This is a genomic window from Candidatus Tectomicrobia bacterium (genome assembly GCA_016192135.1).
Classification (GTDB): domain Bacteria; phylum UBA8248; class UBA8248; order UBA8248; family UBA8248; genus 2-12-FULL-69-37.
In genome coordinates this window covers 247,472-269,698 of the sequence record JACPUR010000041.1, presented here as the reverse complement: position 1 = coordinate 269,698, position 22,227 = coordinate 247,472, and the positions used below count along the sequence as shown (strand labels likewise).

The 22,227-nt window shown below is 70.8% G+C and carries 21 protein-coding genes; 15 read left to right on the top strand and 6 right to left on the bottom strand.

Going from position 1 to position 22,227, the window contains the following annotated elements; genetic code table 11:
* Nucleotides 1–212 precede the first annotated feature (212 nt).
* Entirely contained in the window at nt 213–3,197 is a 2,985-nt protein-coding gene (locus HYZ11_18710; GenBank protein ID MBI3129646.1) for a DNA translocase FtsK 4TM domain-containing protein, read from the top strand.
* Between the two features lie 24 nt (nt 3,198–3,221).
* Here HYZ11_18710 and HYZ11_18705 read toward each other — a convergent pair whose 3' ends face one another.
* The 4 genes from HYZ11_18705 to HYZ11_18690 form a co-directional block, all read right to left on the bottom strand.
* A complete protein-coding gene (locus HYZ11_18705; protein ID MBI3129645.1) occupies nt 3,222–3,641 on the bottom strand; it encodes a type II toxin-antitoxin system VapC family toxin in 420 nt (139 codons plus the stop codon).
* Nucleotides 3,638–3,880 carry a type II toxin-antitoxin system prevent-host-death family antitoxin gene (locus tag HYZ11_18700; GenBank protein ID MBI3129644.1) on the bottom strand — a complete coding sequence of 81 codons (243 nt, stop codon included), beginning with the start codon at nt 3,878–3,880 and terminating at the stop codon, nt 3,638–3,640. The genes HYZ11_18705 and HYZ11_18700 overlap by 4 nt, the downstream gene beginning before the upstream one ends.
* 214 nt (nt 3,881–4,094) lie before the next feature.
* Nucleotides 4,095–4,526, bottom strand: a complete 432-nt coding sequence (locus tag HYZ11_18695) for a VOC family protein (protein MBI3129643.1) — start codon at nt 4,524–4,526, stop codon at nt 4,095–4,097.
* A gap of 240 nt (nt 4,527–4,766) precedes the next feature.
* Nucleotides 4,767–5,609: a response regulator gene (locus HYZ11_18690; protein ID MBI3129642.1), complete on the bottom strand. Its 843-nt coding sequence runs from the start codon at nt 5,607–5,609 to the stop codon at nt 4,767–4,769.
* Nucleotides 5,610–5,818: 209 nt separating this feature from the next.
* Here HYZ11_18690 and HYZ11_18685 point away from each other — a divergent pair, with 209 nt between their 5' ends.
* The 10 genes from HYZ11_18685 to HYZ11_18640 all read left to right on the top strand — a co-directional run bounded on the left by HYZ11_18685 (nt 5,819) and on the right by HYZ11_18640 (nt 16,764).
* The gene (locus HYZ11_18685; GenBank protein ID MBI3129641.1) at nt 5,819–6,277 is read left to right on the top strand and encodes a hypothetical protein; all 459 of its coding nucleotides are present in this window, start codon (nt 5,819–5,821) and stop codon (nt 6,275–6,277) included.
* 114 nt (nt 6,278–6,391) lie between these two features.
* Nucleotides 6,392–6,718 carry a thioredoxin gene (gene trxA / locus HYZ11_18680; GenBank protein ID MBI3129640.1) on the top strand — a complete coding sequence of 109 codons (327 nt, stop codon included), beginning with the start codon at nt 6,392–6,394 and terminating at the stop codon, nt 6,716–6,718.
* Nucleotides 6,719–6,952: 234 nt separating this feature from the next.
* Nucleotides 6,953–7,780: an alpha/beta hydrolase gene (locus HYZ11_18675; protein ID MBI3129639.1), complete on the top strand. Its 828-nt coding sequence runs from the start codon at nt 6,953–6,955 to the stop codon at nt 7,778–7,780.
* Nucleotides 7,777–8,691, top strand: coding sequence for a DMT family transporter (locus tag HYZ11_18670; protein ID MBI3129638.1), 915 nt, complete (start codon nt 7,777–7,779; stop codon nt 8,689–8,691). Before HYZ11_18675 ends, HYZ11_18670 begins: the two co-directional genes overlap by 4 nt.
* Nucleotides 8,692–8,822: 131 nt before the next feature.
* Nucleotides 8,823–11,075 carry a hypothetical protein gene (locus HYZ11_18665; protein MBI3129637.1) on the top strand — a complete coding sequence of 751 codons (2,253 nt, stop codon included), beginning with the start codon at nt 8,823–8,825 and terminating at the stop codon, nt 11,073–11,075.
* Nucleotides 11,076–11,099: 24 nt separating this feature from the next.
* Nucleotides 11,100–13,199, top strand: a complete 2,100-nt coding sequence (locus HYZ11_18660; protein MBI3129636.1) for a PBP1A family penicillin-binding protein — start codon at nt 11,100–11,102, stop codon at nt 13,197–13,199.
* A gap of 22 nt (nt 13,200–13,221) precedes the next feature.
* Nucleotides 13,222–14,007 carry a hypothetical protein gene (locus tag HYZ11_18655; protein MBI3129635.1) on the top strand — a complete coding sequence of 262 codons (786 nt, stop codon included), beginning with the start codon at nt 13,222–13,224 and terminating at the stop codon, nt 14,005–14,007.
* A 179-nt stretch (nt 14,008–14,186) separates the two neighbouring features.
* The gene (locus HYZ11_18650) at nt 14,187–14,480 is read left to right on the top strand and encodes a PqqD family protein (GenBank protein MBI3129634.1); all 294 of its coding nucleotides are present in this window, start codon (nt 14,187–14,189) and stop codon (nt 14,478–14,480) included.
* A gap of 254 nt (nt 14,481–14,734) precedes the next feature.
* Nucleotides 14,735–15,643, top strand: coding sequence for a hypothetical protein (locus tag HYZ11_18645; protein MBI3129633.1), 909 nt, complete (start codon nt 14,735–14,737; stop codon nt 15,641–15,643).
* Nucleotides 15,640–16,764, top strand: coding sequence for a hypothetical protein (locus HYZ11_18640; GenBank protein ID MBI3129632.1), 1,125 nt, complete (start codon nt 15,640–15,642; stop codon nt 16,762–16,764). The genes HYZ11_18645 and HYZ11_18640 overlap by 4 nt, the downstream gene beginning before the upstream one ends.
* 60 nt (nt 16,765–16,824) lie before the next feature.
* Here the strand turns inward: HYZ11_18640 and HYZ11_18635 are convergent, their stop codons facing one another.
* Complete coding sequence (locus tag HYZ11_18635) at nt 16,825–17,127, bottom strand: hypothetical protein (protein ID MBI3129631.1); 303 nt, start codon at nt 17,125–17,127, stop codon at nt 16,825–16,827.
* Between the two features lie 236 nt (nt 17,128–17,363).
* Between HYZ11_18635 and HYZ11_18630 the strand changes: the two genes are divergently transcribed.
* The 3 genes from HYZ11_18630 to ispH all read left to right on the top strand — a co-directional run bounded on the left by HYZ11_18630 (nt 17,364) and on the right by ispH (nt 21,127).
* Nucleotides 17,364–18,578 (top strand): nucleotidyltransferase family protein, encoded by a 1,215-nt coding sequence (locus HYZ11_18630; protein MBI3129630.1) that lies wholly within the window; start codon nt 17,364–17,366, stop codon nt 18,576–18,578.
* Nucleotide 18,579: 1 nt separating this feature from the next.
* Nucleotides 18,580–19,113, top strand: a complete 534-nt coding sequence (locus HYZ11_18625) for a metallophosphoesterase family protein (GenBank protein MBI3129629.1) — start codon at nt 18,580–18,582, stop codon at nt 19,111–19,113.
* A 298-nt stretch (nt 19,114–19,411) separates the two neighbouring features.
* The gene (ispH, locus tag HYZ11_18620) at nt 19,412–21,127 is read left to right on the top strand and encodes a 4-hydroxy-3-methylbut-2-enyl diphosphate reductase (protein ID MBI3129628.1); all 1,716 of its coding nucleotides are present in this window, start codon (nt 19,412–19,414) and stop codon (nt 21,125–21,127) included.
* 62 nt (nt 21,128–21,189) lie between these two features.
* Here the strand turns inward: ispH and HYZ11_18615 are convergent, their stop codons facing one another.
* Nucleotides 21,190–21,492, bottom strand: a complete 303-nt coding sequence (locus tag HYZ11_18615; protein MBI3129627.1) for a hypothetical protein — start codon at nt 21,490–21,492, stop codon at nt 21,190–21,192.
* Nucleotides 21,493–21,825: 333 nt separating this feature from the next.
* Between HYZ11_18615 and HYZ11_18610 the strand changes: the two genes are divergently transcribed.
* Complete coding sequence (locus HYZ11_18610; protein ID MBI3129626.1) at nt 21,826–22,164, top strand: P-II family nitrogen regulator; 339 nt, start codon at nt 21,826–21,828, stop codon at nt 22,162–22,164.
* Nucleotides 22,165–22,227: the final 63 nt, after the last annotated feature.

The window sequence follows — 22,227 nt, the reverse complement described above, 5'->3', positions numbered from 1 at the left end:
GCGCAGCGACCGAAGGATACCGGTTTGGCCCTTCCGAACACCGAGATCCTTCGCTTCGCTCAGGATGACAACCAAAGCTTTGGCCCAGCCAACGGCAACGTTTTCTTTACTTTCCCCGGATGATCTGATATGGTTTCGAGGTTTTCTCTCCTCCGCCCGAGGTGAGCCGCCCCGGCCCGCGTTTCCGCGGCCGGGGGCCGCAGAGGTTCCCTATGCCTTCCCGCCGCTCGGGCGCGCCCCCGAAGTTCGCCGTCACCCAGCGCTTGGACGAGATCGTGGGCCTCTTCCTCGTGGCCTTCGGCGTCTTCCTCGCGCTGGCGCTCTGGACCTACCACCCGGACGATCCCTCCTGGAGCCGCAAGGTGAGCGCGGGCTGGGCCGTCCGCAACTACGGCGGCCGGGTGGGGGCCTACCTCGCCGGGGCCTTCGTGCAGCTCGCCGGGAGCTTCTCGGCCCTGCTCCCGCTGGGCTTCGTGGCCTGGGGGGTGACGGCCTTCGCGGGCCTCCGCTCCTGGCGCCCGGGATGGCGGGAGCTGGGGGGGCTCGTCATCCTCCTCAGCGCGGCGGGGATGCTCTACAAGGGCTTCGCGGGAGATCCCCTGTTCGGCCCCGGCGCCCTGGCGGGTGGGGTGATCGGCTACGGCGTGGGCGTCCTCCTCCAGTCCTACCTGGGCGGGGCGGGGAGCTGGGTCATTCTCCTCGCTTCCTTCCTGGCCTCGGTGGTGGCCACCACGGGCATCTCGATCGGCAGGCTGACGGCGCTCGCGCTGCGCGGCTCGGCCTGGGCGGCGGCCCGGCTGGCCTGGCTGGCGGGCTTCGCCGCGGCGGCCGCGGCGGAGAGGGGCGTGCCGGCGGTCCGGCGGTCGGCCTGGGCGGCGCTCTCGGCCGCCGCCGCGTGGCCCGGCCGGCTGGGCGGCCGGAGATCCGCCAGCGGGGCGAACGGCGCCGGGCACGAGGACGCCATCGGGCTCCTGGAGGCCGAAAGAAGCGGGCCGCCCCTCCTGCCGGGCCCGGCGGAGAACGGCGGCTCCGGGCGGAGGCCCAAGCCCCTGCCCGCGGGGCCGGTGCTCCCGATGGGCGCGGAGGAGGAGGAGACGAGTGGCGAAGGCCCCTCGCTCTTTGGGGGGCGGAAGGCGCCGGAGGCTCCCTTCGTCCTCTCGGGCCCGGCGGCGGAGGCGGAGGAGCCGAAGGGCGCGGCGCCCGGCCTCCCGCCCCGGCTGAACGGCCGGCACGGCGCGGATGAAAACGGCGGCGGCGGGCCGGGGGACGGCCCGGTCCTGTTCTTTCAGAGAGAGAGTCAGAGAGACGGCGCGCCCGAGGGCCCGGCGCCGCGGCTGCTTCCTTCCGCCCCTTCGGGGGAAAAGCGCCCCGCGGGGGGGCTCCGGATCGGGCGCGGCCGCATGATCGGGAGCGAGCCCTCGGTCGCGCCCATGCCCGCGGCCTCCCCCGCCAATGGGAAGGCCGGGGCTCCCGCCCTTTCCGGCACGGGAGACAAGGGCGCGGGGGATAAGGGAAAGGAGGCTCCGGCCGGGCCGGAAGTTCCGGCGGCCGCGAAGGAAACCGGGACGCTCGAGGCGTCCGGGGTGGTGGTCCGCCGGGCGGGGGTGGACGGGGAACCCGAGATCGTCCGGATCGAGGACGACGCCCTGGTGCCGGAGGCGATCGCGGCGCCCGTCCCCGGCCCGGAGAGGCGCCGCCCGCGCGCCCGGGCGGGCTACGCCCTCCCCGGGCTGGACATGTTCGCCGACTCGCCGGGCGGGGCCATCATCGTGGACGAGGAGGCGATCCGGGCCAAGTCGCGCCTTCTCGAGCAGACCCTGCGGGAGTTCGGCGTCGAGGGCGGCATCACCGAGGTCAAGACCGGCCCCGTCATCACCATCTACGAGTTCTCGCCCGCGGCGGGCGTGAAGGTGTCGAAGATCGCGGGCCTCTCGGACGATCTCGCCCGGGCCCTCTCGGCCCTCAGCGTGCGCATCGTGGCGCCCATCCCGGGCCGCTCGGTGGTGGGCATCGAGGTGCCCAACCTCAGGCGCAACGCCGTCTACGCGAAGGAGATCCTCGCCTCGCCGGAGTTCCAGCAGGCGCGGGAGAAGCTCACCATCGGCCTGGGGAAGGACATCCTCGGCCGGACGGCGCTGACCGACCTCGCGAAGATCCCGCACCTCCTCATCGCGGGCACCACGGGCTCGGGCAAGAGCGTGGCCCTCAACATGATGATCTGCAGCCTCCTCCTGCGGTGCCACCCGCGCGAGGTGCGCCTGCTGATGATCGACCCGAAGATGCTGGAGCTCTCCATCTACGAGGGGGTGCCGCACCTCCTCGTCCCGGTAGTCACGGACCCCAAGAAGGCCGCCTCCGCCCTGCGCGGGGTGCTCGTCGAGATGGAGCGCCGCTACAAGATGATGAGCGAGGCGGGGGTGCGGAACATCGAAGCCTACAACCAGCTCGTGATGGAAGGCCTGGGGGCGAAGGAGGCCGAGCGGCGGCTGCGCCGGCCCCTGGGCGGCGAGGAGGAGTTCCCGGGGGGCGGCCCCGACTTCATGCCCTACATCGTGGTGGTGATCGACGAGCTGGCCGACCTGATGATGGTCTCCTCGCGCGACGTGGAGGAGTCCATGATCCGCCTGGCCCAGATGGCGCGGGCGGCGGGCATCCACCTCCTCGTGGCCACCCAGCGGCCCTCGGTGGACGTGCTGACCGGCCTCATCAAGGCGAACTTCCCCTCCCGCGTGGCGCTCCGGGTCGCCACCCGCACCGACTCGCGCACCATCCTGGACGCCAACGGGGCCGAGCGCCTGCTGGGGAAAGGCGACATGCTCTTCATCCCGCCGGGCGGGGGCGCCACCGTCCGCATCCACGGCGCCTACGTCTCGGACAAGGAGATCGCCTACCTCGTCGCCCACTGGAAGGGGCAGGGGCCCGCGGCCTACCAGGAGGAGATCTTCGTCGAGAAGGAGGAGCCCTCGGGCGCCTTCCCCGGCGAGGAGGACGAGCCCGACGACCGCTACGACGACGCCGTGGCCCTCGTCGTCCGCACGGGCGAGGCCTCCATCTCCCTCATCCAGCGCCACCTGCGCATCGGCTACAACCGCGCCGCGCGCATGATCGAGCGCATGGAGCAGGAGGGCGTCATCGGCCCCTCCGACGGCATCAAGCGCCGCCAGGTCCTGCTCCGGGGGATCCCGGGGGAGGAGTAGGGGAGGGAGAGCGGCTCCGGGGCCCTAATCTTTCCAGGGATTCATGAGCAGGACCCCCGCGGGCTCGAAATCGGCGTCGTTGCGGGTCATCACCCGTAGGCCGTGCCGCAGGGCCGTCGCCGCTATCAGGCCGTCGACGGCGGAAATGGTCTTGCCCCTCTTCTGCGCCGAAGCCGTCAGCTCCCCCCATATCTGCGCCGTTTCCAGGTCGACGGGCAGGAGCTGTTCGGTGTAATGGCGCTCAAGCGCCTGCACCCAGCTTTGAAGCTCGCGCTTCCGCCGTCCATCCTTGAGAAGCGCGATTCCTTTGACAATCTCGCCTATCGAGACGACGCTGAGATACAGGTTTTCGCTGGGGATTTCCTCGACGGCCCGGCGCACCCCGGCGTGCCCGTCCGGCTTCCGCAGTTCGGACAGGACGCAGGTGTCCAGCAGGACCCTCACAGCCTGACGCTCCGCATGCCCGAGCGGTCGCGGGCGAGGTCGAGCCCTTCAAAGCTCGGGCCGCCTTTCATGAGAAAATCCTTGAAGCTCGGGCGCTTCCCCGACAGCTTTTCATAATCGCGCTGCGCCAGGACGACGACGGCGTCATCCCGCCTCCGAACGCGCTGCGGTCCTTCCTCCAGGGCGCGGGTCACGAGCTCGCTGAATTTGTTCTTCGCGTCCGCCAGCCGCCATTCCATCTCCAGCCTCCTTTTGTCTAGCCAATCTAGCTAAATTATGGCACAAAAAATGACACGTGCCAAGCATCCGCGCCGGGATGGAGCAGGAGGGCGTCATCGGCCCCTCCGGCGGCGTCGAGCGCCGGCAGGTCTTCATCCGGGAGATCCCGGGGGAGGCGGGCGCCGAGGCATAATACGCGCCGTGGCCCGCCCGGGAGCATGGGGGTGGTTTCGGCTAATACCCCATGTCCTTGGCGGGCACGTCCGAGGCCGCTTGGATGACGATCCCCTCGGTCTCCGAGGGGTCGAGGAAGATGATCTCGTAGCCCCGGGGGGTGTAGGTCCCGGGGCCGAATCCATCGAGGAACTTCACCCCCTTGTCCGCGAAATGCTTCCCGGCGGCGCCGGTGTCGGGCACGGAGAGGGCGATGTGGGAGAGGCAGGGGCCCCCGTTGCGCTGAAGCATCTTGGTGTAGTGGTTGTTCGGGTCGTAGGGCTGCATGATCTCGATCTCGACGTCTCCCATGCGGAGGAACGTGGCGTGCGCCCAGCCCGTGTCGGCCACCTGGACGCGGTTGGGTTCGCAGCCCAATTTCTCGGTGAAGAGCTTCACCGTGCGCTCCATGTCATCCGTGATCAAGCCGACATGATGGATCTTCTTGAACATTTTCCACCTCCCTTGGATGAAGAAGCCGATCGAGGCATTCGCGTGTATCCGGCCCGAGCCGGCGCGGATGCGCCCGCCATCTATAATGACCGGCAGGTCCCCGATATTCCTTCGCGGAGCCGATCTGCCCGGAAAGGCCGCGCGTGCCGCGCGCTGGGAAAAGAGGTGTAAGAGGGGTTGCGCCGGACTCAGGAGCCGTTGGTGAGCGATCGAGCGCGCCTGTTGGCGGGGCCGGGCGCCTCACCTCTCCCACGGCTTCAGGGCCAGCTCGCTCCGGGCGCGGGTGAACTCGCGCTCGAGGGATTCGACCAGGGCGGGCGCCTCGCCGAGCTCGCCCCCGACCCCCAGCTTCTCCAGCCGGTCGCAGAGGTCCCCCATCTTCCAGGCCCCCATCGCGTAGCAGGAGCTCTTGAGGGCGTGGGCCAGCTCCTCGGCGGCCTTGCCGTCGCTCCGGCCCACGGCGTCGCGGAGGGAGGAGAGCTTCGGGGGAGTGAGGGAGAGGAAGAGCTTGACCATGTTCTCGATGACGCCGCCTTCCCCGGGCTCGCCTTCCATCCCGATGAAGGAGACCAGCGTCTCGAGGCGCAGGACCGGCTCCTCCCGGGGAGGAGGGGCCGGGGGGACGGGCGGCGGGGGCGCGCCCGCCGCGCTGAGCCAGCGGGAGAGGACGGCCCCCACCGCCTCGGCGGTGATGGGCTTGGGCAGGAAGTCGTCCATCCCCGCCTCGAGGCACCAGCGGCGCTCGTCCAGGGTGGTCTCGGCCGTGAGCGCCACGATGGGGGTGCGGCGGGCCTCCCCGCCCTCCCGCTCGCGGATGGCCCGCGCCACCTCGTAGCCGTCCATGCCGGGCATGCGGCAGTCGAGGAAGACGAGGTCGAAGGCGCCGCCTTCCCAGAGGACCAGGGCGTCCTCCCCGCTCTCGGCCACCTCCACCTCGCAGCCGAAGATCCCCAGGAGCTTCCTGGCCACCATCTGGTTGACCGGGGAATCCTCGGCCAGGAGGACCCGGCCGCGGTAGCTGGGGAGGGCGGGCCTCCCCTTGCCGGGGGCCGGGCCGGGCTTCGGCTGGCGTGGTTCGTCCATGGGAGAATCCCGTTTCCTGGAATCGGATGGGGCGCGCCGCCCCCGCGCTCGCCGTTGAATCTGAACGTCTTTCCGGCGCGCACGCTATCGAATCCGCATGGGGAATGCAAACGGAATCTCCCGCGGCGGGATCTCCGCCGCGCCCGGTTGAAGCGGCCGCCGAATCCGGGGGATGATTCGGGCCGGCCCGCTGGCGGGACGGAGGGGGCATGGAAGCGCGGGAGCGGGGGAACCATTTGATCTCCGATCTCATCCGCCGCGCGGATGAGGACGCGGAGCTCTTCGAGCGCCTGAGGGCCCTCTGCCAGGAGGAGATGGGCTGCCTCGCCCGGCCCGGGCTGGCGGGCATGGACGCCGTCCTCGCCGGGAAGGAGAGCCTCATTCGCCTCATCGACGCGCGGGCGGCCCAGGCGGCCCCGCTGTGGGACCGCCTCTGGGGCGGCGGGGGAGAGGAAGCGCGGAAGCCGGAGCTCCTGGAGCGCGTGGAGGGCATCCGCCGGAAAATTGAGGAGATCCAGCGCCTCGAGGCCGAGATCGCGCGCGCCGTCGCCGGCCGCAGGAAGGGGGCGCGCGAGTCCGTCTCCTCCCTCGGGCGGCTCGGGCAGGCGATGGACGCCTACCGGCCCGCCCGTGTCTACGACCCCCGGTTCGTGGACCGGAAGGAGTAGGCGCGAGCCCCCCGCGCACTTGTTCCCGGGTCCCGGCTGTAGAACAATGGGGCTCTCGCGGGCGCTTCCGCGAGTGGAGTTGCCGCCCCGGTCCCTGTCGTCGGAGGAATGCGAATGGCGGGCAAGGTACTGGAATTCAGCGATCAATCCTTCGAGAGCGACGTCCTCGGCTCGGACGTCCCCACCCTGGTGGACTTCTGGGCCGAGTGGTGCGCCCCCTGCAAGATGATCGCCCCGACCGTGGAGGCCCTGGCCTCCGAGTACGAGGGCAAGCTCCGCGTGGGCAAGGTGAACATCGACGACAACCCCTCGACCCCCACCAAGTACGGCATCCGCGGCATCCCCACCCTGATCCTCTTCAAGGGCGGCAAGCCGGTCGAGCAGATCGTGGGCGTGCGCTCCAAGGCCGACCTCAAGGCCGCCATCGACCGCTCGCTCTAGCGAATCTCGCAGTTCCGGAGCGGCCCCGCCAAGATAATGTTTCCCCCCTGCCGGACAGTCACGTCTCCCCCTCCCCCCGGGAGGGGGTTGGGGGCCACCCCAAAAATCGGAAGGTTTTTGGGGTGGCGGTGCCCGCCACCGCCCGGGGGGAGGGAAGGCGTTGCATAGGAGCCCAACCCTCTCCCGGTGGGGGAGGGAGAAAAACGCGGAGCTTCCGGTTGATACTTGGCCGGAATGTTCGGGGAGCGACTCCTGTCGCCCGAGAGGGCGTTCGGCTTGAACCGGGCGGCCGATGGAGCGGTGGAGGCGGCGGGGCGGCGTCTGACATTCACGGAGGATGGCCCGCCCCAGGCATCCCCGCCGGTGGTCTTCGTCCACGGCGCCGGGGGCACCCGCGGCGTCTGGGCCCGCCTGGGGCATCATCTCGCGCGCAAGGGCCGGCGCTCGCTCGCCCTGGACCTCCCCGGCCACGGCGGCTCGGAGGGCCCGGGCTGCGGCCGCATCGAGGCGTACGCCGGCTGGGCGCTCCGCTTCCTGGAGGCCCGGGGCCTCCGGCGGCCCGTGCTGGCGGGCCACTCCATGGGGGGAGGAATCGCCCTGGCCTGCGCCTTGGCCGCCCCCGGCGGGCTGGGCGGGCTGATCCTCCTCGGGACGGGCGCCCGGCTCCGGGTACTCGACTCCATCCTCCAGGGCATCCGCACCGATTTCGAGAAGACGGTGGACGCCATCGTGGGCTACGCCTTCGCCCCCGGGGCGCCGCCCGCCATGGCGGAGGAGAGCCGGCGGGAGCTGCGGGCCTGCCCGCCCGAGGTCCTGGAGGGGGATTTCCGGGCCTGCGACGCCTTCGACGTGATGGAGCGGCTCGGGGAGATCTCCCTGCCCACTCTCGTCCTCTGCGGCGAGGACGACGCGCTGACCCCGCCCAAGTACGCCCGTTTCCTGGCCGGGCGCATCCCCGGCGCGCGCCTGGAGCCGATCGCGGGGGCGGGCCACATGCTCATGCTCGAGCGCGCGGCTCCCGTGGGGGAGGCCATCGCGGCCTTCCTGGACTCTCTCCCGTGAGAGGGGACGCGGGCGGCCCCTCGCCGCCGCGGGTCTACGGCTGCCTGGCGGCGGGGGTCCTGGTCCTGGGCTGGTCGGCCGTCCTGATCCGCCTGGCCGAGGCGCCGCCCCTCTCCATCGCCGCCTGGCGCATGGCGGGCGGGGCGGCCTGCCTGCTCCCCTTCGCGGCGGGCGCCCTGCGCGCGGAGTGGGGGCGCCTCGGGCCGCCCGAGCGCGCCCTCTGGCTCGCCTCGGCGGTCTTCCTGGCCCTGCACTTCGCGCTCTGGATCGAGTCGCTGCGCCACACCTCGGTGGCGAGCTCGGTGGTGCTGGTCACGACCAACCCCATCTTCGCCGGCCTGGGGGGCTGGCTCCTCCTGGGAGAAAAGGAGCGCCCCGCCTTCTGGGCCGGGGCGGCCTGCGCCCTGGCGGGGGGCCTCCTCCTGGCCTGGTCGGACGCCCGGGCCTGGGAGGGCAGCGCCTGGGGGAACCTCCTGGCGCTCGGGGGCGCCGTCCTCGCCTCGGCCTACCTCCTCTGCGGCCGCAGGCTGAGGGGAAAGGTGCCGCTCCTTCCCTACGTGACCCTCTGCTATGGCCTGAGCGGGGCCCTCCTGACGGGATGGGCCTGGCTGGCGGGCCAGCCCCTGGCGGGATTTTCCCTGGAAACCTGGCTTCTTTTGGCCGCCATGGCGGCCGGGCCCACCCTCGTCGGCCACACGGCGGTCAACTTCGCCCTGGCCCACCTGCCGCCGGGCCGGGTGGCCCTGGCCATCCTGGGGGAACCCGTGGCGGCGGCGGCCCTGGCCTGGTGGCTCCTGGCCGAGCCCCCGACCCCCGCCCGGGCGGCCGCCGGGGGCCTGATCCTGGCCGGGATCGCCTGGGGCTCCCGGGCCCGGGCGGAGGGGGGGAGGCCCTCGCGAAAGGTTCATTGACGGGCGCCCCCCGCTTCCGATACCTTCTAGTGCGATAATTTTGTCGCCCCTCCGGATCGTGCGTCCCCGAGCACCATTCCGCCCGTGCGCCGGGAGAGGGGCCGGAAGCGCCCAGGTTGGAGGTCCACCCGATGAACGACATCCCCATCACCTCCGCTGACCGGTACTCCTCCGAGGAGGACCGCCTGACGCAGCTCATCGCGGCCTCGGCCGAGGAGCGCCAGCGGCTGGAGAAGCTGGTGGAGTTCGTGAGCCTGAAGATGGACGAAGTGGCCTCCAAGCGGAACGCCCTGGAGGACGTGGAGGGCCGCCTCGCCTCGCTCGAGGGCAAGGTGGCCCAGGCGGAACGCCAGTCGGACGCCGCGGCCAAGCTGGACGGGCGCATCGCGGAGTCCGAGCGCCACCTGCACCAGTTCGAGGACTTCATCCGCAAGACGAAGATGGACATCGACTCCCTCAACGTGCTCTCCGAGCACGTGATGGCGAAGACGCGGAGCCTGCAGCAGCAGCGCGAGATCGTCGAGAAGTCGAACGAGGAGGCCGGCAAGCTCAACGTCCTCCTGTGGGAGATGGAGTCGAAGATCAAGAACCTCCAGGAGGAGAACAAGCTCGTCAAGCGCACCGAGAAGAGCGTCGCCAAGCTCGAGAGCCTCTACGAAGGCGTGCGCGCGAACATCCAGGAGGCCTTCCGGCTGCGCGAGATCATCGACGACGCCAACGCCAAGGTGGCCCAGCTCGCCGATTTCTCGCGCGACTTCGACGAGAAGCTCCAGCAGGTGGACCGCGAGAAGGTCATCTTCGAGAACTTCGCCAAGCGCAGCACCAACTTCCGCCGCTCGTTGAACGAGATGGAGCAAGCCCTCAACGCCCTGATGGAGCGGGTGGCCCAGGTGGAGGCCCTGCGCGGGGAGCTCGACCAGGTGAAGCCGGCCCTAGAGAGCGTCCGCATCGAGAGCCAGAACATCCTGGCCAAGAACGAGGCCCTGCGCCGCACGAGCGAGCGCATCCGCAGCCTGGAGGATCAGACCTCGAAGCTCGACCGCGAGATCGACCGGGTGCGGGGCGAGCGCCGCGAGGTGGGCGAGGTGTGGGAGCAGGTGCAGTCCCTGCGGGACTACCTCGCCAACGAGGTCGAGCGGCGGGCCGAGCGGCTCAAGCGCGAGCTGGACGAGTCGGCTTCCCTCCGGCGCATGATCCAGGAGTCGCAGACCATGGCCCGGGAGCTCGAGGAGCGGCTGAACCGCATCCCCGAGGGCCTGAAAGCCGCCGCGCAGGCCGAGGAGCGGTCGGCCCAGATCCGCGCCATCTCGGAGGATCTCGACCGCAAGCTCGAGGATGTGGAGAAGCGCCAGCGCCTGGTGGACCACGTCGAGGACCGCATCCGCGACCTCACCTCCAACATCGTCCAGCTCGACGACCGCATCGAGAAGCAGCTCGAGCGCCGGGGCGAGGTGGAGCGCATGGAGAAGCGCCTCGAGGCGCTCCAGTACTTCATCGAGGAGGCCGACCTCAAGATCGACAAGCTCCAGCGCCGCGGAGAGTACGTGGACCGCGTCGAGGGGCGCCTCGACCAGCTCCACAACCTCGTGGACCATGTGGAGGAGCGCATCCTGGACGTCACCAAGGAGCGGGCCGGCATCGAGGCGCAGGAGAAGCGCCTGCAGCACCTCATCGCCCAGTTCAGCGAGTCCCACGAGCAGGGGCAGGCCCACCTGGCCAGCGTGCGGGAGGCCCACCGCACCATGGAGGAGGTGAAGGGCTTCCTCACGAAGATGGACGAGAGCCTGCGGGAGCTCAAGGTGGGCGAAGCGCGGATGGACGTCATCCGGGGGCGCATGCGGGAGATCGAGGACGAGGTGGATCACATCCGCGTCATGGCGGTCCAGGTCCAGCAGCACGCCGACCACCTGGCGCAGGAGGAGGAGCAGGTTTCCCAGGCGGAGAAGCGCCTCTCCGTGCTCGAGCACCAGGCGGAGGGCCTCGAGGCCAGCATCCATCAGCTCATCCGGAACAAGTCCGAGGTCGCGGCCGCGCACGAGGAGCTGAGCGCCCTCAAGCTCTCGGTCAAGGAGATCCACACCCACATCCGCGACCTGGTGAGCGACCGCCAGACGCTCAAGGACATCGAGCTCCAGATCGACGAATTGCGGGAGATCTTCCAGGAAGTCGAGGAGCGCGGCGGCAAGGTGGCCGAACAGCTCGACAAGGTGGTCCACGTCGAGGCCCGCGTGAAGGACCTCGGCCTCCTCGTCGAGGACGTGCGGGCCAAGTACGAGGCCCTCTCGGGAGAGCGGGAGGTGCTCGACCGCGCCAACGCCCGGATCAACGAGTTGCGGTCCGTCCTCCATGAAGCCGAGCGCCGCCTGGAGCGAAGCAGCAGCTAGCGGGCGCATCGGCGGGGAGCCAGGATGCCGGGGAAGCGCCGCCCTTCCTCCGCCTACGCCTTCTTCGTCGGCTCCACGCTGCGGAAGAAGGTTTCCCGCGTCGTCCGGCTCGCCTGGACGGCCTTCGTCCTCTTCGGCCTCCCGCTCATCGGCGCATTCGCCGTCCTCGTGTGGGTCAGCGACGACATCCCCCGATCGGCCGCCATCCTGGACCACCGGCCCAGCCTGACCACCTTCGTCCACGACGCCGGCGGCCGCCTGGTCGGCAGCTTCGCCGCCGAGCAGCGGAAGCTCCTGCCCCTGGCCGAGATATCCCCGGCCATGCGGCACGCCGCCGTCTCGGTCGAGGACGAGCGCTTCTACCGGCACTGGGGCGTCGACCCCTGGGGCATCCTGCGGGCGGCGGTGAACAATCTGCGCTCGGGGGGCATCTCCGAGGGTGCCTCCACCATCACCCAGCAGCTGGTGCGCCTGCTCACCCTCCAGCGCGAGAAGAGCCTGAAGCGCAAGGTGGTCGAGGCCATCGCCGCCGTCCGGCTCGAGATGTCCCTCACGAAAGACCAGATTCTCGAGCGCTACCTCAACCAGGTGTATTTCGGCCAGGGCGCCTACGGGGTGGCGGCCGCGGCCCGCACCTACTTCAACAAGGAGGCCTCGGAGCTCACCGTCCCCGAGGCGGCGCTCCTGGCCGGGCTCATCCAGGCGCCGGGGCGCTTCCGCCCCTTCGACAATCCCGGCCCCGCCCTCGAGCGGCGGGCGCACGTGCTGTGGCGCATGGAGGTCGCGGGCTACCTGAAGCCGGGCGAGGGCGGGCGCCTCGCCCGCAGCCCCCTGGAGCTGCGCGCGCCCGAGCCCATCCGGGTGGGCGGGCACTTCCTCGAGCACGTGCGGCGGCAGCTCGAGGAGATGTACGGTTCCGAGACCCTCTACCGCGGCGGCCTGCGCGTGCACACCACGCTGCGCCTCGACGCCCAGGAGGCGGCCGAGAACGCCGTCCGGGAGGGAGTCCGCAAGCTGGTGGAGCGGCGCTGGCCCCAGCGCTCGAAGGAGCCCGGGTGGCGCTCTCCCGAGGCGGCCCTCCTGGCCCTGGACGTCCGCTCGGGCGCCATCCGCGCCATGGCCGGCGGGACGGACTTCGGCCAGAGCAAGTTCAACCGCACGGTGCAGGCCCTGCGCCAGCCGGGGAGCTCCTTCAAGCCCATCGTGTACGCCGCGGCGGTGGACATGGGCTTCACCCCCGTCGACTCCGTCCTGGACGCCCCCATCGTCATGGAGGGCGGGGGCGGGGGCCTCTGGAAGCCCGAGAACTACAGCCGCAACTTCTCCGGCCGGCTGAGCCTGCGCGAGGCCCTGGCCGAGAGCCGCAACACGGCGAGCATCCGCCTCGTGGGGGCGCTGGGCATGGGCCGGCTCATCCGGTTCGCCCGCAGCCTGGGCATCCGGAGCGAGATTTCGCCCACGCTCTCGAGCGCCCTGGGGGCCTCGGCCGTCACCTTGCAGGAGATGGTCTCGGCCTACTCGGTGTTCGCCAGCGGCGGGATACACCGGACGCCCTACGCCATCGAGCGCATCGAGGACGGGGAGGGGCGCGTCATCTACCGCCACGAGGACCGCCCCGAGCCGGCCATCCGGCCCGAGGTGGCCTATGTCCTCACCCACATGCTCAAGACGGTGGTCGAGGCCGGGACCGCCCGGGGCGCCGCCGTGCTGGGACGTCCCCTGGCCGGCAAGACGGGCACCACCAACGAGTTCCGCGACAACTGGTTCATCGGTTTCACCCCCGACCTCGCGGCGGGCGTCTGGGTGGGCTTCGACCTGCCCCAGCCGCTCGGCCCGGGGGAGACGGGGGGCCGGAACGCCGTTCCGATCTTCGTCGATTTCTTCCGGGCGTCGGGCCTGGAGGCTCCCATGAGGGACTTCATCCCCCCGCCTGGGGTAGAATTCGTGCGGGTGGACAAGGAAACGGGTCTTCTCGCCACGCGCGCCACCCGCAAGACGGGCTTCGAGGTGTTCGTCCGCGGGACGGCCCCCACCCAGTACGCCGACGCCGGGCAGAGGGGAACGGATGCGTTTTTCCGGGAGGAAGGCCTGCCTCAGCGCATGGCGCCGGCTTCCGCGCGCTGAGGCGGGGGAGGGAAGGGACCGGGTGAAGACCGCCGGGGGGTTGGGCGCCTGGCTCCCGGCCGCCCTGGCGCTGTGGGCCGCGCTCTCGGCCGCCGGGTGCGCGGCCCGGGGGGGAGAGGCGAAGTTCGTCTCCTTCCGCCACGCCTTCCAGGTGACGCCCGTCCCGGACGATCCGTGGCGCCGGACGCCCGACGTGGCGAACATCCTGGCCCTGAACGACCCCTCCACCTCGGTCCTCTACTACGACAATCCCTATACCGGCGGCGTCATCTCGCTCCAGGTCGTCCCGCGCCACTACGGCGAGGAGGCCACCTTCCTCGACGAGGTCCGCTACATCTACCGCCGCATGCTGGCGACGCCCCACACCGACATCCGGGTCGTCTCCGGGGGGAGCTTCATCCCCCTGGATCGGGCGGTCCGCCTCGGGCGGGAGAAGGACGCCGAGCGGGCGGAGTTTCACCTGAGCGGCAGCATGGGGCGGCGGCCCTCGGCCCGGGCGCGCGAGATCGAGCGCGATCTCCTCGATGAGCGGCAGCCCTTCGCGGGCCCGAGGACGCGGGAGGAGGTGCGCGATGAGAGGCAGTACCGCGCCGAGCGCCTCACCCCCGCCTTTACGGGCAACTACCGCGGGAAGGTCGTCGTCTTCCTCCGGGGCGGGAAGCTCTACGAGTTCTACTACGTCGATCACGCCCTGGCCTTCGAGGCCGGGCTGCCCTACTTCGACGCCTTCGTCGCCAGCCTGGAGTTCCTGCCGCTGGGGCTCTTCCCGCGCGCCGCCGCCGTCCTCGGCGGAGGCAAGGACCGCTGAGGCCTGGTTCCGGCATCATCGCGCTCATTCCCCCCCGCCTCCATTCCATCTCCGCCGGCCGGATTGCATGATCCCCCTGGGAGAGAACCGGGGCAGGGTCGAGCCTTGTGTTCCCGAATGGCATCGCCCGCCGGTTGAGGTAACATGGAGCCCCTGTCGAATTCCGGGAGAGGGACGCGATGAGCGATCCGGCCTTGAGCAAGCCGCGCACCCGGGGCGAGGTGCTCTGCCGCGAGGTGGACGACGGCTTCATCCTCTACGATCCCCGGACGCACAAGGTCCACTCGCTGAACGCCTCCGCGGCCTACGTCTGGGACTGCCTGGACGGAAGGCAGGCCCTCGCCGATATCGCCGAGGGCCTGAGGGAATTCCCGGGCGCCGGGGGCCGGGACCTGCTGAGGGACGTCCTGGACGCGGTGGAGGGCTTCCGCCGGGAGGGCCTTCTTCTCCCGGAGGGGGAAGGCGGCGGATGACTCCCGAGCCCCTTGTTGTGGAATCCACACACGTTGTTCACTCTTTGGAGCGATCTTTCCCTCTCCCCTCGGGAGAGGGCGGAGCATCCAGGCGGCTTGCCGCCTGAATGCTCCGGGTGAGGGAGGCCTTTGCGCCTTCGCCCCCCTCACCCCCTCCCCTCACCCCCCTCCCGAACCGGCGGGCCGGTTCGGGGACCCAAAAAGACAGGGAGAGGGGAGCAGAACCTGCCGAGAGCACGCTGAGGAACAGGCACATGGGCGAACAACCTGTTCAGACTTCACCCCTCGCGGCCCTCCAGGTCCGGCTCTACGGATACCGCCTCCGCGTCGCCGGCGCCGCCCCGGATGTCGATCCCCTGCGCCCCCTTTTCTTCTCCCGGTGCCAGGAGCCCCCCGCCGCCCCTCCCGACGACCTCATGGAGATCCGCCGCGCCGATTCCGCCTACGAGGTGCACCGCGAGGGGGAGGGCAAGGCCTTCGAGGGGGAGGAGTGGAGCGATGTGTTCTGGTGGCTGGACGAGTGGTTCTTCGAGAAGGCGCTGGCGCGCGCTGACGCCTGCCTCCACATCCACGCCGCGGCCGTCGCGCGGGAGGGCAGGGCCATCCTCCTCATCGGGGACTCCCACGCCGGCAAGTCCACCCTCGCGCTGCACCTCCTGCTCCGGGGCTGGCGGTTCCTGACGGACGAGACGGTGCTGGTGGACCCGGCGAGCCTCTCGCTCCGGCCCTTCCCGCGCAACCTCGTGGTGCGGGAGGACACGGTGACGGAAGATCCCTCCGCCGCCCGCCTCCGCCGGGGCTGGGATGCGTGCCGCCTCGAGGGCAGCGGCTACGCCCCCCGGTGGTTCGTGGACCCCGCCCTCCTCGGCTCTCCCGACATCCCGGAGACGGCCGAGGTCGAGCGGATCGTCTGCCTCCGGAGGAAAGAGAGCGGCCCGGCCGTCATCGAGGAGGTGGGGGCCCGGGCGGCGGTGGAGGACATGGTGCGGCAGCAGAGCAACCTCCGGTGGTACGGCGCGGCCGCCGGGGTGGACACGATGATCCGCCTGGCGGGGCTGGGGCGGAACTTGCGCCTGAGCGCCCTCCATCCGGGCGAGGCGTGGGAGGCGCTGCGCGGCGAGCTCGGCTTGGCCCGGGCGGCGGGCGTGGAGGCCGCCCGGTGAAGCTGACCGAGTATGCCTGGATGCTCGAGGACGCGGACCGCATCCGCGCCTTCCGGCGCGCGATCCTCCAATGCGTGAAGCCGGGGCAGGTGGCCGCCGAGGTGGGGGCGGGGCTCGGCACCTACAGCTTCTTCGCCTGCCAGGCCGGCGCCGCCCGCGTCTACGCCATCGAGGACTCGGCGGCCGGCGCCCTGGAGGAGCTCGCCCGCCGCCAGGGGTTCGGGGACCGCCTCCGGGTCATCCGGGGGAACTCTCTCGGCGCCGTCTTGCCCGAGCGGGCGGACTGGATCATCTTCGAGGACTTCAACAGCGCCTTCCTGGGCGGAGGCCTCGCCCCCGTGCTCCGCGACGCGCGGGAGCGCCTCCTGGCGCCGGGAGGGGGGTGGATACCCGCCGCCGTGGAGGTCTGGGCGGCCCTGCTGGAGGTCCCCGAGAGCTGGGGGAACCTCGCCCGCTGGCGCCGGGAGGCCGAGCACCTGAAGGGGCTCGACTACGGGCCGCTCTCCGGCTGGATCCTTAACTCCGCCCACAAGGGGCGCTGCGCGCCCGAGTCGCTCATCACCGCGCCGCGCCTCTTGCGCCGCTACCGGCTGGGCGATCCGGCCGAGGCCTACGACCTGAGCTGCGAATGGGAGGACGCGGCCCGGCGCGCGGGCCAAGTCCACGCCCTGTGCGCGTGGTTCCGGCTGGAGCTGGCCGGGGGCGTGTGGCTGGACAACGGCCCCGGCGCGGACGAGACGGTCTACGAGCAGCAGATGTTCCCCTTGCCGGAGGCCCTGCCGGTCGAGGCGGGGGGGGCCGTGCGGGGGTCGCTCCAGTGCATCCCCGAGGGCGGGGGCGGGGAGGTGTGGTGGAAGTGGTCGGCGGAGGCGGGCGGCCGGGCCTGCGAGGGCAACACCTTCGCGGGCATTCCGCTGAGGCAGGAGTCGCTCGCGGAGCGATCGGCCGAGAGAATCCCCCGGCCGGGCCGGAGGCAGGAGATCATGCGTTTCGTGCTGGACTGCGCGGACGGGCGGAGGACGCAGGGCGAGATCGCCCGGAAGCTGCTCGCCGCCTACCCCGGGGACTTCGGGACCGAGCGGCAGGCGCTGCGCTATGTCGCGGGGATCCTTGGGGGTTGAAAAGAAAACGCCGCCCGAGGCGGCGCGGCGAAGCGGAGAGAGGAAACCGAAACGGCCAGGCTACTTCCACATGTTGCCGGAGTTGCCCATCCGCATCATTTCATTCATCGCCATCGGGCTCATCATCCGCATGGGGCTCATCGGGCTCATGGGGCTTCCCGTCATTTTCGCCTGGCCGGGAGGAGTGCCTCCGCTGCTTCCCGGGTCGGCGGGGGTGCCGGAGGCGACGCCGCTGATCGAAAGTGAGACGATGGCGGGGGCCGCGTAGGCCGTGGTGAGGAGGACGCGGCGGATGAACTCGCGGCGCGTATGGAGCACGGGCTGGCCCGCATCGCCTTCGGGTGCCATCGGCTTCTCGCTCATTTCGCCGCTCCAGGTTTTCCCTTAGCAGCTTAAAATATCTTGCATTAAAGATACGCCATTCCCACGCCGCCTGACAACTTCCTATAATGCCGAAGCCGGTATGAAATGAGGATTTTTGGGGCAATCTATGATCTGGGTCACACTTTGAGAGAAGCTTCGGCTGGACGGGCCGGAACATCGTGCGGCGGTGAAAAATCCAACAGTGTGCGCTCAAAACGGACACGCCGGGTGAAAGAATGGCGCTAGAAGCCAAGGAAATCCGAGAGGCGGGGCTCGATCCCGTAGCCATCCTCCTTTCGCTGGCCTCCCGCCACCGGCTCGCCCCGGAGGAGCGGGACATCCTGGCTTGGGCGGCCCGGGCGGCCTCCCCCGCCCAATGGGAGGCCGTCGCCGGGGAAACCCTCTTCCGGTGGACGGCAGGAGTCCTCTGCCACCATCTCCGGAGCGCGGGGGTGGAGCCTCCCCGCAAGCTCCAGGAGGAGTACCGCCGCGTCGCGATGCGGGCCGTCCAGGACGAGGCCGAGCTGCGGCGCCTGGCCCCGCCGCTCCGCGAGGCCGGGGTGGAGGTCCTCCTGATCAAGGGGGCGGCCCTCAAGGGCCTGATCTATCCGAATCCGGGCCTCCGCCCGGCGGATGACTCGGACTGGGTGGTCCACTCGCCCGGAGACTGGGAGGAGGCCTGCCGCGTCCTGGCGCGCGAGGGCTACCAGGGGGCGGAGGGAGAAGGCGGGGCCGCCTGGGAGCGGGGAGAGTCCGTGGTGGAGCTGCACCGGAACGTGCTCGGGGACGAGCGCGTCCTGGCCCGCCTCCCGGCGGCGGACGAGGCGGAAACCGATGCGGCCGTCTGGGCCCGCTCCCATCCCTCGCCGCTCGGCCCCCCTTTCCGGGTTCCCGCGCCCGGGGACCATCTCATCATCCTCTGCACCCACCTGATGAAGCACAATTTCGAGCCGGGCATCTGGTTCACCGACATCGAGGGGCTGCTCCTCTCGGAGCCGGGCCTGGACTGGGAGGCGGTGCTCTCCCGGGCGCGCGCGTGGGGGCTCGCCCGGCCGTTGGCGTACGCGCTGCGGAGTCTGGGCCTGCTCGGCGAAGGGAGGTTCGGCGCCCCCGCGCTCGCGCTTCCGCCGGGCGTCCGGGCCGCGCTGGCGGAGATGCGCCCTTCCTTCCTGGAGCGCCTGCTTCTCTCTCTCGCGCACACGCGGCTGAGCGGGGAGAAGGAGGAGTGGGAGCGCCCGCCCGTGGGGAACCTCCTCTGGCTCTCGAGCCGGCAGGGGGCGGGGGCCAAGCTCGCTCTGCTGAGGGAGGCGGCCTTCCCCCGGCACGAGGTGATGGCCCAGATCTATCCCGGCTACCGGCCCGCCCTGCGCGGGTGGTACCTCCTGCGCCGCGGGGCGGACCTGCTCCGCCTGGCCCTGCGCCTGGCGGCCCGCCTGGGCCGGAGAAGCTAGCTTGGCCCGGTTCAGGGCTGTGATCCTATCCGACACCCACGGGCGGCTCCCAGAGGAGGTGCTGCGCGCCTGCCGGAGGGCGGACCGCATCATCCACGCGGGAGACGTGGGCTCGGACGCCATCATCCCGGAGCTCGGGGCGCTGGCGCCCCTCACCGTGGTGGCGGGGAACGTGGACCCGCCGGGCCTGGCGCCGGAGCGGGCGCGCGCCGAGGTGGGCGGCTGGCGCCTCCTCGTGCAGCACATCGTGTGGGAGCGGGGAGGGCCCTCGCGCGAGGCGCGGGACCTCCTCGCCCGGCAGGCGGCGGACCTGGTGGTCTTCGGCCACACCCACGAGCCGCTGTGCGTGGAGAGGGAGGGCGTCGTCTTCCTCAATCCCGGGAGCTGCGGCGCGCGGCGCTTCTCCTTTCCCCGTTCCTACGCCGAGGCGGTGGCGGGCCGCCGGGGGCTGGGAATCCGCATCCTGGACCTAGACCGGCCGGGGGCGGCCATCGCGGAGGTGCGGTTTCCGCCCCGCCCGGGAGCAGAGAGCTAGCGCGGAGCCCAGCGTGCGTTGCTCACCCAGGGATGCGGGGCCATTCTCCCTCCCCGCCGGGGGAGGGGGCCAGGGAGCCGCCCGGACGCTTGACCACGATGGGATTTTCCCACTGAACAATCTGCCTCGGTTTCACACCCGGCGGATTTTGAGTCCGCCGGGCCTTGGGGTCGGGTCCGATATGGCGCGGTCCGTTGCGGAGGCCACGCGGGGAGGTTAGACTCCCGGCCTGGGTATGGAATTCCGCCCCGCCTGGCCCCCGCGTCCGGCCGAGCCTCCAAGGAGCTGAAATTTGAGGGTGAAACTCGCCAAAACCGCCGGCTTCTGCTGGGGTGTCGAGCGCGCGCTCGACATCGCCCTCGACACGGCCAACGAGGCCTCCGGGCCCGTCTTCACCCATGGGCCCCTCATCCACAACCCCCAGACCGTCGAGTTGCTGAAAGAGAAGAACGTCCACGTCTCGGACCCCGCCGGCACCCCCGGGAGCGGCGGCCTGCTCGTCATCCGGGCCCACGGCATCTCGCCCCAGGTGCGCGAGCGGCTGCGCGGATCGGGCGCCGCCATCCGCGACGCCACCTGCCCCCTGGTGGCCAAGGTGCACGGCATCATCCGGAAGCACTCCCGCCAGGGCGCCTTCACGGTCATCATCGGCGAGAGGGGCCATCCCGAGGTCGAGGGCCACACGGGCTACGCCGAGGCGGGGAGCCGCCTGGTGACCTGCCTGGAGGACGTGGAGGAGCTCCCGCCCTTCGGCGGGGAGGTGGTGGTCGTCGCCCAGACCACGATCAACATGGGCGAGTGGGGCCACGTGGTGGACGCCATTCAGGCGAAGTACCCCCAGGCCCAGATGTTCAACACCATCTGCGATGCCACCGAGGTGCGCCAGGAGGAGGTGCGCAAGCTGGCCCCCGATGTGGACCTCATGGTGGTGGTCGGCGGGCGAAACAGCGGCAACACCAACCGGCTGGCCGAGGTGGCCCGCGAGGCGGGGGCGGAGGCGGTCCTGATCGAGACCGAGGCGGAGATCGACCCCGGCTTCATCCAGCGCTTCAAGCGCATCGGGGTGACGGCGGGGGCCTCGACGCCGGACTGGATGATCCGCCGGGTGGTGAACCGCATCGAGGCGATCCCCGACCCGCGCGCGAGCCTGCGGGACCGGCTCTCCCAGGGGCTCAAGGTCCTCTCTCGCGCGAACGTGCTGCTCATGCTGACGGCGGGGCTGGGGGCGGTCGCGGCCCAGGCGCTCGGCGGCTTCCCGCGGAGCGGCGCCCTGGTGGCGGTGGCCGCGCTCTATCTCTTCTGCCTGCACACCCTGAACCGCTGCACGAGCTACGAGGCGGACCGCTACAACGAGCCCAACCGGTCCATGTTCTACGAGCGCCACCGCGGGCTCCTGATCGGGGCCAGCGCCCTGGCGGGCGCGGCGGCCCTGGGGCTGGCGGCGTGGGTCTCCCCGCCGGCGGCGGCGCTCCTGGCGGCGGGGCTCGTGCTGGGTCTCTTCTTCAGCCTCCGCCTCGAGCCCCGGGCGCTCAAGATGGGCCGGGTGCTGAACTTCCCGGCCTCGAAGACGATGGTGGTGACGGCCGGCTGGACGGTGACGCTGGCGCTCCTGCCCGCCGCCGCCTTCCCGGACCGGGCGGGCCCCGGCGCGGCGGTGGCGGCGCTGTTCGTGTTCGGCCTCGTCCTCTTCCGCGCCGGGCTGGTCGAGCTGCGCGACATCCAGGGGGACCGCATCGTCGGCAAGCGCACCCTCCCCATCGTGCTGGGCAAGGAGCAGACCGAGGCTTTCTTGGGGGCCGTCTGCGCGGCGCTGGCCGTGCTGCTGTGGGCGGGGGCGGCGAACGGGCACGTCGCGGCGCCCGTCGGGTGGGCCATGCTGGCCCCGGTGGCCTACTCGGGGCTCTCCCTGTGGCTCTTCAAGCGGCGGATCCTCGGGCACGGGGGCCTGACCGAGGCGGCGGTGGACCTCCACCTGGTCCTGGCGGGACTACTGGCCCTCGCGATCGCCTGGTAGCGGGGCGGAAATGAAAAAGGCCCGGGGAAACCCCCGGGCCTCTCGTTTTTGGAACTGGGGGATCAGCCGCCGCGGGCGGCGCGCTTCGAGGCCTTGAGCGGGTTGAGCTTCTTCTCGAGGGGCGCCTCGAAGTCCACCTTCAGGTGGGTGGCCAGGGGGCAGCGGCCCCGCTCCCAGCGGCTCGCCGGGTTGGGGAACTTGCCGCAGAACTTGCCCTTCGGCATCTCGATGATATGGGTGCAGGCCTTGCCGTCGTCCCCGTTCAGGCACTCGTCCACCACGGAGACGCAACTCGAGTCGTTGTAGCCGCAGCCGTTCTGGCCGGCTTTGCCGTTCCCCAACTTGAAGGCGAAGTGGCAATCGATCGGTGATCCCAGGATGGTGCATCGCATGGCGAAAAAGCCTCGCTGAGTGATTTCCGGGGCCCGGGGCGGCTCCTCTCGGCCGTGCCTTCCCCGCGCGGACGGGCAAGTCTAGGAGATCGCCGCGCCGGATGCAAGCGCGGGCGGGAGAAGCTCAAGACCTTGAATTAATGGCCAAGAAACAATCGCGTAACAACCACGAAACAATGCGCGGGTACAAGACAAGAGCCGCTTCTGGGGGCGAGGGCCCCTGATTGACCTGGGTCGGCGGCGTGCTATAGTCGGACCCGGACTCCATCCATCCCGGATGCAAACTTCGTTACGGGAGAAACGCGCATGCGACTGATCGTGGCCATCATCAAGCCCTTCAAGATGGACGAGGTGAAGGAGGCGCTGGGAGCCGTCGGGGTCGCCGGAATGACGGTGTCCGAGGTCAAGGGCTTCGGCCGCCAGAAGGGCCACACCGAGCTCTACCGGGGCAGCGAGTACGTCGTGGATTTCCTGCCGAAGATCAAGCTCGAGATCCTGGCCGAGGACGGCAAGGTGCGGGGCATCGTGGACACCATCATGAAGGCGGCGAGGACGGAGAAGATCGGCGACGGCAAGATTTTCGTCCTGCCCGTGGAAGACGTCATCCGGATCCGGACCGGAGAGCGCGGCGAGGAAGCTATCTAGCTGCTTTTCCGATGACTCAATCTCTTCATCTCCTTGGTCAGTTGACCCGCGATCTGCACGAGA